The sequence below is a fragment of the Pontibacter aquaedesilientis genome, assembly GCF_014773225.1.
Taxonomy (GTDB): domain Bacteria; phylum Bacteroidota; class Bacteroidia; order Cytophagales; family Hymenobacteraceae; genus Pontibacter; species Pontibacter aquaedesilientis.
In genome coordinates this window covers 45,066-60,336 of sequence record NZ_JACXAJ010000002.1, presented here as the reverse complement: position 1 = coordinate 60,336, position 15,271 = coordinate 45,066, and the positions used below count along the sequence as shown (strand labels likewise).

At 51.6% G+C, this 15,271-nt stretch carries 11 protein-coding genes; 4 read left to right on the top strand and 7 right to left on the bottom strand.

Annotated elements, in window-relative coordinates:
• Window positions 1–254 precede the first annotated feature (254 nt).
• From accD to H9Q13_RS05210, 4 genes are all read right to left on the bottom strand, one after another.
• A complete protein-coding gene (gene accD / locus H9Q13_RS05225; protein WP_191183326.1) occupies window positions 255–1,154 on the bottom strand; it encodes an acetyl-CoA carboxylase, carboxyltransferase subunit beta in 900 nt (299 codons plus the stop codon).
• A gap of 183 nt (window positions 1,155–1,337) precedes the next feature.
• Window positions 1,338–2,396 (bottom strand): class I fructose-bisphosphate aldolase, encoded by a 1,059-nt coding sequence (locus H9Q13_RS05220; protein WP_191182730.1) that lies wholly within the window; start codon window positions 2,394–2,396, stop codon window positions 1,338–1,340.
• Between the two features lie 227 nt (window positions 2,397–2,623).
• The gene (locus tag H9Q13_RS05215; RefSeq protein ID WP_191182729.1) at window positions 2,624–3,844 is read right to left on the bottom strand and encodes an amidohydrolase family protein; all 1,221 of its coding nucleotides are present in this window, start codon (window positions 3,842–3,844) and stop codon (window positions 2,624–2,626) included.
• A gap of 84 nt (window positions 3,845–3,928) precedes the next feature.
• A complete protein-coding gene (locus H9Q13_RS05210; RefSeq protein ID WP_191182728.1) occupies window positions 3,929–5,230 on the bottom strand; it encodes an amidohydrolase family protein in 1,302 nt (433 codons plus the stop codon).
• Between the two features lie 222 nt (window positions 5,231–5,452).
• Here H9Q13_RS05210 and H9Q13_RS05205 point away from each other — a divergent pair, with 222 nt between their 5' ends.
• Complete coding sequence (locus tag H9Q13_RS05205; RefSeq protein ID WP_224744097.1) at window positions 5,453–6,082, top strand: DUF4136 domain-containing protein; 630 nt, start codon at window positions 5,453–5,455, stop codon at window positions 6,080–6,082.
• A 48-nt stretch (window positions 6,083–6,130) separates the two neighbouring features.
• Here H9Q13_RS05205 and H9Q13_RS05200 read toward each other — a convergent pair whose 3' ends face one another.
• The 3 genes from H9Q13_RS05200 to H9Q13_RS05190 all read right to left on the bottom strand — a co-directional run bounded on the left by H9Q13_RS05200 (window position 6,131) and on the right by H9Q13_RS05190 (window position 9,879).
• Window positions 6,131–7,144 carry a M28 family peptidase gene (locus tag H9Q13_RS05200; protein WP_191182726.1) on the bottom strand — a complete coding sequence of 338 codons (1,014 nt, stop codon included), beginning with the start codon at window positions 7,142–7,144 and terminating at the stop codon, window positions 6,131–6,133.
• Window positions 7,134–8,627: a cysteine--tRNA ligase gene (cysS, locus tag H9Q13_RS05195; RefSeq protein ID WP_191182725.1), complete on the bottom strand. Its 1,494-nt coding sequence runs from the start codon at window positions 8,625–8,627 to the stop codon at window positions 7,134–7,136. The genes H9Q13_RS05200 and cysS overlap by 11 nt, the downstream gene beginning before the upstream one ends.
• A gap of 118 nt (window positions 8,628–8,745) precedes the next feature.
• Complete coding sequence (locus H9Q13_RS05190; RefSeq protein WP_191182724.1) at window positions 8,746–9,879, bottom strand: endonuclease/exonuclease/phosphatase family protein; 1,134 nt, start codon at window positions 9,877–9,879, stop codon at window positions 8,746–8,748.
• A 296-nt stretch (window positions 9,880–10,175) separates the two neighbouring features.
• On the opposite strand from H9Q13_RS05190, the gene H9Q13_RS05185 reads away from it, so the two are divergent.
• From H9Q13_RS05185 to infB, 3 genes are all read left to right on the top strand, one after another.
• A complete protein-coding gene (locus H9Q13_RS05185) occupies window positions 10,176–10,649 on the top strand; it encodes a ribosome maturation factor RimP (protein ID WP_224744096.1) in 474 nt (157 codons plus the stop codon).
• Window positions 10,650–10,656: 7 nt separating this feature from the next.
• Entirely contained in the window at window positions 10,657–11,910 is a 1,254-nt protein-coding gene (gene nusA, locus H9Q13_RS05180; RefSeq protein WP_191182722.1) for a transcription termination factor NusA, read from the top strand.
• Between the two features lie 118 nt (window positions 11,911–12,028).
• Window positions 12,029–15,091, top strand: a complete 3,063-nt coding sequence (gene infB, locus H9Q13_RS05175; protein ID WP_191182721.1) for a translation initiation factor IF-2 — start codon at window positions 12,029–12,031, stop codon at window positions 15,089–15,091.
• Window positions 15,092–15,271: the final 180 nt, after the last annotated feature.

Below are 15,271 nucleotides of genomic sequence, written 5' to 3'. Positions count from 1 at the left end.
TTTAATTGTTTTTTTGATAATAGTAGTGAAAAGATCGGACTAAAATTCCGCTTTTATCGTCTTTGCAATACTAATGCCAAACATAGGCACTATATTGTGCTTTACGACAACTATTACTTCTCTTGCCGTAAAAAGTTTATAATATCCTCCTACAGTCAGCCTTGCAAATTATCCGGTTTTGGATTAATGTGATCAAAAAAGCCTGTCATCGTGCGATAACAGGCTTTTGTTGGTTCTATTTTCGGGTGCAATTCTTACAAAGTCTTTGCGGCCCTTTCAGGCTTCGCCTCGATGCCGCCTTGGTCTCCTGTTTCAACCAGCATGCCCAGCAGGTCGTTCAGTCGCTGCTTCAGTTCCTTGCGGTCCACTATAAAGTCAAGGAAGCCATGCTCCAGCACGAACTCCGCACTCTGGAAGCCCTTGGGCAGGTCCTTGCCAATTGTTTCTTTGATCACACGCGGGCCTGCAAAACCAATCAGCGCACCAGGCTCAGCTATATTGAAGTCACCCAGCATGGCATAAGATGCCGTTACTCCTCCGGTTGTTGGGTCTGTCAACAACGAAATGTAAGGTAACTTTTCTTCGGAAAGCAATGCCAGTTTGGCAGAGGTCTTGGCCATCTGCATCAATGAGAAACCTGCCTCCATCATACGGGCACCACCAGACTTAGAAATCATCAGGAAAGGCGTACGGGTCTTGCGGGCATGGTCTATGGCGCGGGCGATCTTCTCACCTACCACAGAACCCATAGAACCGCCAATGTAGGCAAAATCCATACAGGCGATGGTAATGTCCAGGCCTCCAGACTTGCCATAGGCTGTGCGCACGGCGTCTTTCAGGCCGGTCTTACGCTGCGTTGCCGCTGTGCGCTCCGGGTATGGTTTGGAGTCCACGAAGTTTAAGGGGTCACCAGAAGTCATGTTCTCATCCAGTTCCGTGAACTTGTTATCATCAAATAGGATAGCAAAATACTCTTTGGAACCTATGCGGTCATGATGGTTACACTTTACGCACGTGTTCAGGCTTTTACGGTGCTCCGCCATGCTTGTAACCGTCTTACATTCGGGGCACTTATACCACAGGCCGTCCGGAGTTTCCTTTTTCTCTTCCGTTGGCGTGATAATTCCTTTCTCTACTCGTTTAAACCAAGGCATCATAATTTTCGGTCGTGCATGCTGCACTTTAAATGGTTGTTCTGCTTACCGCTGCAAAATTACTGCAAATAACTTATATCCAGCAAAATATAAAGCAATATGGCCCGCTTTAGCACGCCCAGTTAAAGGCGTTTTCTAAAGCAGGCCATAAAATTAGTTAATTATCGGCAGTTCTGCTACAGCTTATGCAAGTGTAATATCATTTGCCAGGTATACGTCCTGGATCGCGTTGAGCAACTCCACGCCAACTTTCATGTCTTTCTGGAATGCCTTACGGCCGGAGATCAGGCCCATACCGCCCGCCCGCTTGTTGATAACGGCTGTGCGCACGGCATCCGCCAGATCTGACTCGCCTTTAGACTCACCGCCAGAGTTGATCAGGCCGGCACGGCCCATGTAACAGTTAGCCACCTGGTAGCGGGCCAGATCAATCGGGTTATCGGATGAGAGTTCGGTGTACATCTTTTCATGCGTCTTGCCGAAACCGATCGCCTTGAAACCGCCGTTGTTCTCAGGAAGCTTCTGCTTGATGATATCGGCCTGTATCGTTACGCCCAGGTGGTTGGCCTGCGCCGTGAGATCAGCGGCTACATGGTAGTCCACGCCGTCTTTTTTGAAGGCATTGTTGCGGGTATAGCACCACAGGATAGTGGCCATACCTAGCTGGTGCGCTCTCTCAAAAGCCTCGGCCACCTCCATGATCTGGCGCGAAGATTCCTCCGAACCGAAGTAGATCGTAGCACCTACAGCGGTGGCACCCAGGTTCCAGGCTTCTTCCACGGAGCCGAACATGATCTGGTCATATTTGTTCGGGTAGGTCATCAGTTCGTTGTGGTTGATCTTCACCACAAACGGAATGCGGTGCGCATACTTTCTCGACATCATGGCCAGGTTACCGAAAGTGGTCGCCACCGCATTGCATCCGCCTTCCATGGCCAGTTTAATGATGTTCTCCGGGTCGAAGTAAATCGGGTTCGGGGCAAAGGAGGCACCTGCGGTGTGTTCTATACCTTGGTCTACCGGCAAAATGGACAGGTAGCCTGTACCGGCCAGGCGACCATGGTTGAACAGCTGCTGCAGGCTGCGCAATACCTGCGGGCTACGGTTCGACTGGGCAAATATCCGGTCGACGAAGTCAGGACCGGGGGCATGGATCAGGTCTTTGGAGATTGCTTTGCTTTCATACTGCAGCAGACCTTCTGCTTCAGATCCGAGTAGGGAAACGATGTTCTCGTACGACATTTTTTATTGATTTAAAATAAAGGGAAGTATTAGAATCGGGAATTGAATATAATAGCTGCTTCATATCTGCCTACCGCGAATTTAACTGGGGTGGCTTGCTTTAAACGAAACAAATTATCGCAAGCACATACCGGAGTCTAGCCCCAAAGGTTACCCCAATTGCTCATAAATTTCTCTTTGTACAGATCACCAAAAACATCACACCCTGCAGGAGCGCAGGCATAGCCTTAACGGCACTCTTCGCTTACCACCTTCCCATTAATGATTACTGTGCAGACATGAGAGGTATACTCAAAAGGGTCTCCGTCGAACAGTACCACATCGGCGTCTTTGCCTTTTTCAAGAGAGCCAATGCGCTTCTCCTGCCCTATGATGCGGGCAGCATTGGTCGTGATGGTCGCCAGGCCCTGCTCTGTACTCAGTCCGTTGGCAACTGCTACGCCCGCCTCAAAAAGAATCACTCTGGCTCTGGGTACATAAGGCTCAAACCCGCTCTGTATGGCCACCGGTATACCTTCCTTCGTTAGAATAGCAGCTGTTTCAAAAGAGATATTCTTGTTCTCGCCATGCGCACGGGCCATGGTTGGGTGCAGAATAACAGGCACGCCTGCCGCCTTGATCTCCTCTACCACCATATGCGCTTCTGAAGCACCGTCCAGGATAATGTTGAGGTTAAACTCCTTTGCCAGCCGCAGCGCCGTCAGGATGTCGTTGGCTTTGTTGGCCGTCACCACCGCTTTATACCTGCCGTTCAATACGCCCGCCAGGTACTCTAGCTTCAGGTTGCGATCAGGGCGCTTACTCACATCTTTGTTGGCTGCCTTTCCGGCGTATACCTGTGCTGCCTGCAGCTCGGAACGCAGCATGGCCACGCCCTTGGCTGATGTTTTGGGAGAGTTGTAGTTATCGCCCACCGAAGCGCCAATGGTAAAAGCCACCATGGTAGTGGTGTCCAGCAAAGTGCCGTTGCCCATACTTGGCAGAGTTTTGATTGTCATGGTCTGACCGCTCACGAGTGCGCCCGGCGCATGGCCCGTGTTGATGGTGGTCACGCCATGGTCGCGCACCCATTTCACCAGTTCCTCCTGCGGATTGTAGGCATCAATAGCACGGAGCTCAGGTTGAACAGGTATTGTCTTTTCGAGTTGCTGCTGGTCAACCGGGGCATTTTGTATACCTGCCAGTCCCACCGAGGTGCGGGCATCCACAAAGCCTGGGGTGACCACTTTGGCTGTATAGCTCTTGTAGTGCTGTGGCACCTGCACCGCATTGGCTGCCCCGACGGCCTCTATCTTGCCATCATTGATCAGCACTACGCCGTTTTTGATGGGCGTACCGGCCATGGTATAAACGGTTTCGCCACGCACGGCAATCTGGGCTTCGGCCTGCTGTATCCCCAATATGGCTCCGGCCAGTATAAGCCCAGCCAGTTTTATATTTCTTTTCATGTTGTTGCTCAAAAACATTTGAAAGGTATAAGCAGAAGGTATAGCGCTATACTCCTCTACTCGTAACTCTACACTCTTAACTTTCTAATGTGCGTGGTAGTGCACTTCTGTATTGTAGGTGTTGTAGCCTCCCACCGCAAACTTTTTATCGTCCGGATTAGCCAGGTCGAAACGTTTCTGGCCTTCTACCCAGGTCTGCTCCACGCGGGTATACACACTGAAAGGCTCGCCCGAAAGCACCACGAAGTCAGCGTCCTTGCCTATTTCCAGCGACCCTACCCTGTCCTGCAGCTCCAGCATGCGGGCACCCACCAGGGTAAGTCCTTCAATTGCCTTTTCTGGGCTCATGCCCGAGCGTACGGCAAAGGCTGCATTGCGTAAAAACAGTCTGGAGTCAGTAATACCATCATCGGTGTGAAACCCGACAATTGCGCCGGCCTTCTCTAAAGCGGCACCGTTGGTATTGCTCAGTTCTACAGACTCTGCTTTGCCCCCCGGCGAGTCTAGGGTCAGAATGGATGCTGGCACACCGGCTTTGGCTATTTCGTCGGCTGCTTTCCAGGCTTCGCTGACGTGGTGCAGCACCATTTTGAAACCGAACTCCTCTTTTAGTCGGAGTGCTGTCAGGATGTCGTCGTAGCGGTGTGTATGGAAATGCACCACGCGCTTGCCTTCCAGTATTTCTACCAACGGCTCCAGGTTGGGCTTGCGCTCCGGCATCTTGCTTGCTTTGCCTTTGGCCGCCTTTATCTTGTTGCTGTAAGCCTGCGCATCAAGGAAGAGCTGCCGGGCCATCGCCGCTGACTTGGCGCGTGTGCCGGGGAATGGCGCTGCTTTCATTGGGTTGGTGCCGTTGGCCATTTTCATCCCTCCGCAAATACCGTTCTGCACATCATCGCAAAAGGTCAGATCCCCAATGGTCTTTCCTTCACGCATTTTCAGGTATACCGTCTGGCCGCTCATCAGGTGTCCGGAGCCCGGCATAACATTTACGGTTGTGATACCGCCGGCCAGTGCCCGTTTAAAGGAGTCGCTGATCGGGTTGATGCCGTCGATGATGCGCACATCCGGATGCAGTGGCGTTGAGGCATCTCCGCCCGAGCCTTCGCCCAGATGCGAGTGGGTATCCACCAGCCCCGGCATGACTACTTTGCCCGTCATATCGAACTCCCTAGCGCCAGTCGGCACCTTGACCTGACTGGCGGCACCTATACCTGTAATTTTTCCGTGGTGTACCACCAGCACGCCGTTTTCGATGGGCTGACCTGCGACAGGGATTATCCGGGCGCCTCTAAACACATGCGGCTGGTCCTGCGCCAGGGCCGGCACAGCGCCCAGCAAGGAGGATAGCCCCAGTGTGACCCAAAGCTTTGAATTGATTTTCATGAGTTGTGGAAAGGTGTAGTGAAGATGAATCCCTTAACTTAAATAAAATTATTGCAAAAAGAAAAGAACGCGGTTAAACATTAATAAGCACACTCCGAATCACTTACACCCTCTCCATCTAATCCTAAAGTGCCCAAAACCGTTATAAGTAACATACAAAATGTTATAGCGATGACACTATCTCTTTCAAAAGCAATAACAAGAATCGCACTAGCAGCAGCTATGCCCATTCTAAGCCTATTCCTTTACGGATGTGCCTCCTCTACCCAGATTACCGGATCTTGGAAAAGCCCAGAAGCCCTTCCCCAACAATATCAGCGCATCGTGGTGGCGGCACTGACGGACAATGTGCTGGCCCGGCAGGAGGTGGAAAACGATTTGCAGGCGCAACTCCGGCTTCGTGGAATCGAAGCGTCCAAGAGCATCGACCTGTTCCCCCCTTCGGCGGGCGCAAAGACAGGCCCTGACGTGAACCTACTATTGGACAGGATAAAAGAGAACGGCCACGACGCCATCCTGACGGCGGCGCTGGTAGATGAGAAAACCGAGACACGCTACGTTCCCGGGAATGTGGGCTATCGTCCGATGACCCGTTTTATGTGGTATGGCAGCTTCAGGGGGTACTATACCTATTGGTACCCGACGCTGTACGACCCGGGCTATTACACCGAAGACAAAGTATACTATCTGGAAACAAACCTGTATGACGCTCAAACCGACAAGTTGGTCTGGGCAGCGCAATCCAGGTCATACAGCCCGGGCAGTCTGCGTCGGGCTGCCGCCAAGTTTGCGGAGATCACGGTCCAGAAGATGAGCGAGGACAATGTAATTTCAGCACAGATAAGACAATAAAAAAAGGCGCTTGTTAAAGCGCCTTTTTTTATTTGTTGCAGGTATAGCCTACTCATTGTAGAGCACGTGCAGCACTGTTTGTCCCACTGCCTTCAGTGTGGTTTTGCTGATGACGTCCATGGTGTCGGTGTGGCGGTGGTGGTATGGCCCGAAGTAATCGTCCGGGTCGGCCATGTTGTACTCAATGATATCGATCATGCGGATGCCGCCCACGGTATTCACATAGTAATGGTCGTCGGTAATGGCCGGAGCGTTGACATATTTGAAATAATCGGAATAACCGATCTTGTTGCCGGCACGCCATACCTTGTCCACGATGTTGCGGGCATACTGCATGGAGTTACCCTCCCGAGCAAACTTGGCGTTTTCGGCTCCCACCATGTCCAGCAGAATACCGTAATGCGCCTTGTAATTCGGCACATGTTTGTTCTTGCTCCAGTATTGCGACCCCAGACACCAGGAGTCATTTTGGTAAGGGAACTCGCTCTCATCAGGCTGACCATAGTCTTCGCCGTCAAACAGAATAATATCCACACCTATACCTGGTTTTTGCTGCGCTGTGTGTATGGTGCGAGCTATCTCTAGCAGTACACCAACTCCACTGGCCCCATCGTTGGCTCCATCAATCGGCTTGTTCTGGTCCTTGGTGTCTTTGTCAGCAAATGGGCGCGTGTCCCAATGCGCTGCCAACAACACCCGCTTCGTAGCGTTTGGGTTGATGGTGGCGATGATGTTGCGCAGGTTCAGCATTTTGCCATCGAAAGCTCTTGCCTGAAAGCTCTGTACCTGCACCTCTGCGCCATACCCACGGAGTGTCTCAATCAGCCATTCTCCGGTTTTATAATGCTCCGCCGTGTTCGGCACACGCGGCCCGAAAGCCACCTGCTTCTCCACAAAATAGTAGGCAGAGTCAGGGTTGAAATTAGGTGCCTGCACAACGGCGGCTTCCTCTTCCGTAGCACCGACAGCTTCGCTGCTGCCACTGCGCTCCGAAGAGTCACAGCTGTTTAAGCCCAAGGCGCTGAGCAACAGAATAGCCAGAAACTTCATATTATTCTTCATAAGCCCAGTCTATTCCGGTTTTCAGGTCTTTGATCACAATGCCCTGCTTTTTCAGCTCTGCCCTGATGGCGTCCACTTTGTCGTAGGCTTTCGTTTCCTTCGCTTCTTTGTAGAAACCGAGCACCAGTTCCAGCATTTCTTCCATGTCGCCGGCTGGCTCCTCTTTCAGGCCAAGCACATCCATTACCAGTGCGGTATAGGTAGTGCGAACAGTATCGAAAGTGCCACGGGTAAGCGAACTGATGGGCAGTTGCCCCAGGTACAGGCTATTGATCTTTTTGAGCAGGTTGAAAAGGGAGGCAATGGTGCGGGCCGTGTTCAGGTCATCATCCATACCCCGGAAGCAGTCCTCAGTCAGTTTCAGCAGTTCGTCGTTCAGCTTCTCGTCCGGCGTGCCTGTACCTTCTGTCGGATACGACATCTTCTCCAGCACGCGCAGGCCGTTCATCAGCTTCCTATACCCTTTCTGGGCTGCCTGCAAGGCCTCGTTGCTAAAGTCCAGCGTGCTGCGGTAGTGCGCTTGCAGAATGAAGAAGCGGATGGCCATCGGACTATAGGCCTGCTCCAACATTTGATGATTGCCGCTGAAAAGCTCACTCAGGTTTATAAAGTTACCCAGGGACTTGCCCATCTTCTGACCGTTCACCGTGATCATGTTGTTGTGCACCCAGTAGCGGGCCGCATCGGTGTGGCTGTTGCTGGCCTGGCTTTGCGCAATCTCGCACTCGTGGTGCGGGAACATCAGGTCCAGTCCGCCCCCGTGTATATCGAAGGTTTCGCCCAGGTACTTACGGCTCATGGCCGAGCACTCGAGGTGCCAGCCCGGGAAGCCATCGCTCCACGGCGAAGGCCAGCGCATGATGTGCTGCGGCGACGCCTTTTTCCACAACGCGAAGTCCAGCGGAGAGCGCTTCTCCCCCTGCCCTTCCGTGTCGCGGGTGTTGCTGAGCAGGTCTTCTATAATGCGACCGGAGAGTTTGCCGTAGTTGTTGTCTTTGTGATAGGCCGGTACATCAAAGTACACCGATCCGTTCACCTCGTAAGCCATCCCGTTCGCCAGTATCTCCTCGATCATCTGGATCTGCTCGATGATGTGGCCGGAAGCGCGTGGCTCAATATCAGGTGACATGGCATTGAGCGTGGCCATGTCCTTTTGGTATACATTGGTATAGTGCTGCACTACTTCCATGGGCTCGAGATGCTCCAGCTTGGCTCTTTTCTGGATTTTGTCCTCGCCTTCGTCGGCGTCGTTTTCCAGGTGGCCCACATCGGTGATGTTGCGTACGTAGCGCACCTTGTAACCCAGATATTTCAGGTAGCGATACAGCACGTCAAAAGTCACGGCACTGCGGGCGTGGCCCAGGTGAGGCTCACCATATACCGTCGGACCGCAGACATACATGCCCACAAAGGGAGCGTGCAGGGGTTCGAATACGGCTTTTTTGCGAGTGAGCGTGTTATAAAGATTCAGTTTATGTTGCATGGTATGGCTATGCACAGAATACCGCCGGGGCATCCCTTCTTTTATAAGATTAAAATAGCACCCCCGCTCCAAAGCGACGGGCCGAAGTTCAAAACTAAAAAATTATGCCTTATCCAGTCTACTCTTCTCCCTTCGGCTTGATGACATAAGTGGCCGAAATCGGGAAGTGGTCAGACAAGGGCATATCGTAATGCGTCGTAAAGTCATATGCTTCCAGTCCTTTGCTGTAGAACTGGTTATCAATACGCAGGAAAGGGAGTACCCCGTTATAAGTTGTTCCTATACCTGTGCCAGCCACCTCAAACGAATTGTTCATCTCCTTCAATAGCTGGCTGTAGGTATAGCTGAACGGAATGTCATTGAAATCACCCGTCACGATGACCGGGTAAGGCGAAGCTTGCACATGTTCCAGCAACTGCTGCACCTGCATGGCCCGCGCCTTGAAGCCCATGCGCAAACGGCGGGCCAGGTTGCGGCTCTCCTTCTTGAAACTTGCCTCGTCCCCGATGGCAGAGTACGTGTTTTCTATGTCTTCCGCTTTTATGCTCATCGATTGCATATGCACTGCATATACCCGAACCGTATCGCCGTTAACATTCAGATCCACCCATGCGGCCCGGTTGGCGCTGCGTTTGGATGTATTGGCAAAGTATATCGTGTTGCCCCTGATAATTGGGTATTTTGAGAAGATCACCACACCGACATCAGAAACGATTCGGTCGCTTTTGTAAGTGGAGGCAAACACATGCCGGTTATACCTTTTACCAATCCGGTTAAAGTTATTGAACTCGGTGGAGTTGACACGGCTGTAGAATTCCTGCAGACAGAACACATCGGCCGGATGCGTGGCTACCCAATCCACCATCTCTTCCGACACCTCCGGCACACCTTTCACGATCTTCTCATAGGCATTGAAAATATGCACATTGAAGCTCAGCACCTGCAGGGTTTTCGCCCCCTGCGGCAGCTCCTTTTCCCAGTTAACTGCTACCAGACGACCGTAGTAATTCCAGCCTAATCCGATTACGGCCAGGGGCAGAAAAACATACCAGGAACGCTTCCAAAGCCAATAAATCAAGAACAGAAAGTTAAGCACCAAAGCTCCGGGAAGCGAGAAGGCGACGAATCCGGCCGGCCAGAATTCGTAGGGGGGCACACGCAGGCACAGCACACCCAACAGCAGCCAGAGCACCACCAGGATGTTCAGAATCAGCCAGACTTTTTTGCGTATTTCTTTGAATGTACCTGCCACGGTGGCAAACTTACAAATTATGTGTGTAGTAATATCACCCCACGGCTTAGAATATCTTTCCTGAAACCCCAGTTAAGGGCAGTCCGGCAGAACTTTTGAAGGCTGACACGCTGTTACCAGGACAACACCCTACCGGTAGCCGGCACTTGCCGCCCGAAATCTCCTAAACGATATATTTACAGCGCACTTAAACACATATTGTTGTTTATATAATGTTTTTATAGTAAATTTGTGACATTATTTCCAGGGAGATGAGGGGACGCGAGGTCCCCTTCTTTATTTTCTTAAATTTGACTATGGTAATAACGGCCCAATCTATACGCGCTATGGCGGAAGCCAGCCTTCCGGAAACCGACCTATTCCTTGTGGATGTGGCAGTGTCTGACTCGGCAGTTCGACCTAAGATTACGATACTGGCCGACGGCGAGCAGGGCATCACCATTGACCAGTGCGCCACGATCAGCCGCCGTGTCAATGCGAGAATAGCGGAGGAATATGGCGAGGAGGTTTCCTATGTGCTGGAGGTGAGTTCACCGGGTGTAGATTTCCCGCTCACGCAACCACAGCAGTTTAAACGCAACATCGGACGCAACCTGAAGCTGAAAATGCAGGACGGCACCGAGAAGACCGGCAAGCTGGAGGAAGTAACCGAAGCGGGTATAAACCTGACAGAGGAAATCAAACAAAAAGGCAAGAAGGCAACGTATGAGCCTGTGCAAATACCTTTCGGGGAGATTGTGAAAGCAAATGTTGTAATATCTTTTAAATGATAAAATAATGAACAGTTCAGTCCTGATCGAGTCGTTCGCTGAATTTGCGAAATTCAAGAACATAGACCGCCCGACTATGATGCGCATCCTCGAGGATGTGTTCCGTACCATGATCCGCAAGAAGTGGGGTACCGACGAGAACTTTGACATCATCCTGAACGTGGAGAAGGGTGACCTGGAGATCTGGCGCAACCGTGAAATCGTAGACGACAACTCGGAGGACATCTGGGACCATGACAAGATCAGCCTCACAGAGGCCCGCAAAATAGAGCCTGACTTTGAGGTAGGCGAAGAGGTGTCGGAGGAGATACAGCTCGAGGACTTCGGTCGCCGCGCCGTGTTGACTGCCCGCCAGACCCTGATCCAGCGCATCAAAGACATGGAAAAGGAACTGCTGTTCCAGAAATACAAGGACCTGGTTGGCGAGATCATCTCCGGTGAGGTATACCAGGTATGGAACCGCGAGGTGCTGCTGCTTGACCAGGAGGAAAACGAACTGCTGATCCCGAAAGGAGAGCAGATCCCGAAAGACCGCTACCGCAAAGGCGACGTGGTACGTGCCGTTGTGCAGCGTGTTGAGATCGTAAACGGAAACCCGAAGATCATTCTTTCCCGTACATCCCCTGCGTTCCTGGAGCGTTTGTTCGAGAACGAAGTGCCGGAAATCTACGATGGCCTGATCGCTATCAAAAAAATTGTGCGTGAGCCGGGCGAACGTGCCAAAGTAGCCGTAGAATCATTTGACGACCGCATTGACCCAGTGGGTGCCTGTGTGGGCATGAAAGGTTCGCGTATACACAGTATCGTGCGTGAGCTGGAAAACGAGAACATCGACGTGATCAACTACACCGACAACTTGGAACTCTATATTCAGCGTGCGCTTAGCCCGGCTAAGATCACCAGCATGAAGATTGACCAGGAGAGCGGCAGAGTTTCTGTATTCCTGAAGCCTGACCAGGTATCGCTTGCGATCGGCAAAGGCGGACAGAACATTAAGCTGGCCAGCAAACTTGTGGACATGGAAATCGACGTATTCCGTGAGTCAGAGGTATACGAAGAAGACATCAGCCTGGAAGAATTCACAGACGAGATCGAGGATTGGGTGATTGCAGAACTGCGTCGCATCGGTCTGGACACGGCCAAGAGCGTACTGGCCATTTCGAAAGAAGACCTGCTTCGCAGAACAGAGTTGGAAGAGGAGACAATTGAGAGCGTGCTCTCTATCCTGCGCGAAGAGTTGGAAGAAGAAGATAACCAATAGTTGTGAGTTGAGCTCTGTTCCTGTAATTTTGAAAAAATTCGGAGCGGGGCTCAGTTCCATACCTCTGGCAGGTAACTATTACTCATATTAAAGAATAATAAAGACAGCATATCAGAACATGGCAGAAGACAAAATAAGGAGGCTTAAACAGGTTGCAACTACTTTAAACATTGGTACAGCTACCATTGTAGATTACCTCTCTGCTAAAGGCTTTGACGTGGAAAACAAACCCACTACCAAAATCACGGCGGAGCAGTTCAGTATGCTGGCTAAAGAATTCGCGTCCTCTTTGAAGGACAAGATTGAGGCGGAGGAACTCAATATCGGCAAGAAGCCTCAAAGCAACCAGGTTGTCGAGTCAGAGCCGCACCACGAGGTGAAAAAACCAGCTGAGCCTGAGCAGGAAATCCTGATCAAGAGCGTGCATCAGCCGAAAACGGAAACGCCCGAGGACAAGCCTAAGGCAGAGGAGCCGAAAGCACCTGAACAGCCGGCCGCAGCACCCGTTGAGGCAAAGCTGCCAGGTATAAAAGTGCTTGGCAAAATAGAGCTGGACGCCAAAGGCCGTCCGGTGCCTAAGCCAGCTCCTAAACCGGAAGAACCCAAAGAAGCACCAGCCGCGGAGCAGCCAGTAGCTACCCCTGCGCCTAAAGCGCCAGCGCAACCTGCCGCTCCGGCCCCGGTGGAGAAACCTACTGCTGAGCAGAAGCCTGCCGAAGTTGAAAAAGCTCCTGCAATGCCAATAGCTGAGACTCCAAAGCCGGAGACTCCCAAAGCTGAAGAAAAACCACAGCAGCCGGCAACGCCTCCTGCCCCTGCTGCGGAAAAAAAGACAATAGAAACAGAAAAAGCTCCTGCGCAAGCGGCGGCACCACAGGCTCCGGACCAACCGGTTACAACGCCTGCTGAAAAAGGATCAGAACCAATAGAAACAATTACAGCAAAAGCCGACCAGCTGAAAGGCCTTACGGTACTTGGCAAGATTGAATTGCCAGACAGTACACGTAGAAAAGGTACTAAGCCGGTAGCGTCTTCCGATGACAGGAAGGCCGGTAAAAAGAAAAAGCGCAAGCGCATTATCGTAGCCGGTACAGAACAGAGCGGTACGCAAGGACAACAAGGTACAGCTAACCCACAGTCACGCCCGATACAGCATGCTGGCGGCGGAGGTGGTGGCTATCAAGGCAATCGCCCGGGACAGCGTCCTGGTGGCGGACCTGGTGGTCGTGGCCCTCGTAATGCACCAGCTCCTCGCGCAGAAAAAGCGGAGGTTACTGACAAAGAAATTCAGGAGCAGATCAAAGCTACGCTTGCCAAACTAAGTGGTGGCAAAAGTGGTGGTGGAAATCGCGCCAAGTATCGCCGTGAGAAGCGCTCAGCTATAGCAGATGCTACCGAAGAGCGTCGTCTCATGGAACAGGCAGAGTCGAAGACACTGCGTGTAACCGAGTTCGTATCTGCCAATGACCTGGCAGCTCTTATGAACGTAAGCGTGAACGAAGTCATCAAGGTCTGCATGCAGCTTGGCATGTTCGTTTCCATCAACCAGCGACTGGATGCGGAGGCGATCACCATCATTGCAGATGAGTTTGGCTATTCAGTGGAGTTCATCACGTCTGAGGATGAGCAAGCTCTGGAAGAAGTAATAGAAGAAAACGAGGAGGACTTGGAAGAGCGTGCCCCAATCGTGACCATCATGGGTCACGTTGACCACGGTAAAACTTCCCTCCTGGATTATATACGCAATGCCAATGTAACAGCCGGTGAGGCGGGTGGTATTACCCAGCACATCGGTGCCTACAAGGTACAGACTGAAAGCGGCCGTACCGTTACCTTCCTGGACACGCCGGGTCACGAAGCCTTTACGGCCATGCGTGCCCGTGGTGCCAAAGTAACAGACGTTGTCATTATTGTAGTGGCAGCTGACGACTCAGTGATGCCTCAGACAAAAGAAGCAATCAATCACGCACAGGCAGCGGGCGTACCAATTATTATCGCCCTGAACAAGATTGACAAGCCAGGTGCTAACCCGGACAAGGTGCGTGAAGAACTTGCTCAGATGAACATCCTCGTGGAAGAATGGGGTGGCAAGTATCAGGCACAGGAAGTATCTGCCAAAACAGGCTCAGGTATACCTGACCTACTGGAGAAAGTATTGCTGGAGGCTGAACTCCTCGAACTTAAAGCGAACCCAAGCAGAAATGCAGTGGGCACCGTGATAGAAGCGTCTCTGGACAAAGGCCGAGGTTATGTAGCCACTATGCTGGTACAAACAGGTACATTGCACATAGGTGATGTAGTATTAGCAGGCTCTCACTACGGTAGAGTAAAAGCCATGACAGATCACCGTGGCCGCAAAATGAAAGTAGCAGGCCCATCAACCCCGGTACAGCTACTCGGTCTTGACGGCGCACCGCAAGCCGGCGACAAGTTCCAGGTAATGGAGACAGAACGCGAGGCTCGTGAAATCGCTACCAACCGAGCACAGGTACAGCGTGAGCAAAGCCTGCGTACACGCAAGCACATCACGCTGGATGAGATCGGTCGTCGTCTGGCAATCGGTACCTTCAAGGAGCTTAACGTGATCGTGAAAGGTGACGTGGATGGTTCCGTGGAAGCACTTTCTGACTCCTTGCTGAGACTGTCTACTGCCGAGGTGCAGGTGAACATTATCAGCAAAGGCGTAGGTGCCATCTCAGAATCAGACGTGTTGCTGGCCTCGGCTTCTGACGCGATTATCATTGGCTTCCAGGTTCGTCCTTCGCAGAATGCACGTAAGTTGGCCGAGCAGGAACAAATCGATGTTCGTCTGTACTCGATCATCTACGATGCCATCAATGAAGTGAAAGACGCCATGGAAGGCATGCTTGCTCCTACCATGAAGGAGGAGATCACAGGCAACGCCGAAGTACGTGACGTGTTCAAGATTACCAAAGTGGGTACAATTGCAGGCTGTATGGTAACAGATGGCAACATACACCGTAATGCGAAGGTACGCTTGGTACGTGATGGTATTGTCGTTCACGATGGCGTAATCCTGGCACTGAAACGCTTCAAAGACGATGTCGCAGAAGTAAGACAAGGCTACGAGTGTGGTATCAGTCTGAAAGGCTATAACGACATAGAAGTAGGTGATATCATCGAAGCTTACGAAGAGAAAGAAGTGAAGCGTACCCTGTAGTACCTTCTGATTTCACAAAACAAGAAAGGCTCCTGCTAACGTGGGAGCCTTTCTTGCTTTACGGTATGCTTATCTCACATAAGGCGACCCAGGTATAGCCAGTTCCAATAGACAAGTAGCGGAGCCTGTAGGTATAGTTTCTGAACAGGGAATGATTAGAGACAGAAATGGCACAAAATG

Excerpts from the sequence above, each read along its gene's own strand:
- nusA (WP_191182722.1), top strand. The coding sequence starts at position 10,657 with ATGAACAGTTCAGTCCTGATCGAGTCGTTCGCTGAATTTGCGAAATTC.
- H9Q13_RS05210 (WP_191182728.1), bottom strand. The coding sequence starts at position 5,230 with ATGAAAATCAATTCAAAGCTTTGGGTCACACTGGGGCTATCCTCCTTG.
- H9Q13_RS05200 (WP_191182726.1), bottom strand. The coding sequence starts at position 7,144 with ATGAAGAATAATATGAAGTTTCTGGCTATTCTGTTGCTCAGCGCCTTG.
- infB (WP_191182721.1), top strand. The coding sequence starts at position 12,029 with ATGGCAGAAGACAAAATAAGGAGGCTTAAACAGGTTGCAACTACTTTA.
- H9Q13_RS05205 (WP_224744097.1), top strand. The coding sequence starts at position 5,453 with ATGCCCATTCTAAGCCTATTCCTTTACGGATGTGCCTCCTCTACCCAG.
- H9Q13_RS05215 (WP_191182729.1), bottom strand. The coding sequence starts at position 3,844 with ATGAAAAGAAATATAAAACTGGCTGGGCTTATACTGGCCGGAGCCATA.
- accD (WP_191183326.1), bottom strand. The coding sequence starts at position 1,154 with ATGCCTTGGTTTAAACGAGTAGAGAAAGGAATTATCACGCCAACGGAA.
- H9Q13_RS05220 (WP_191182730.1), bottom strand. The coding sequence starts at position 2,396 with ATGTCGTACGAGAACATCGTTTCCCTACTCGGATCTGAAGCAGAAGGT.
- cysS (WP_191182725.1), bottom strand. The coding sequence starts at position 8,627 with ATGCAACATAAACTGAATCTTTATAACACGCTCACTCGCAAAAAAGCC.
- H9Q13_RS05185 (WP_224744096.1), top strand. The coding sequence starts at position 10,176 with ATGGTAATAACGGCCCAATCTATACGCGCTATGGCGGAAGCCAGCCTT.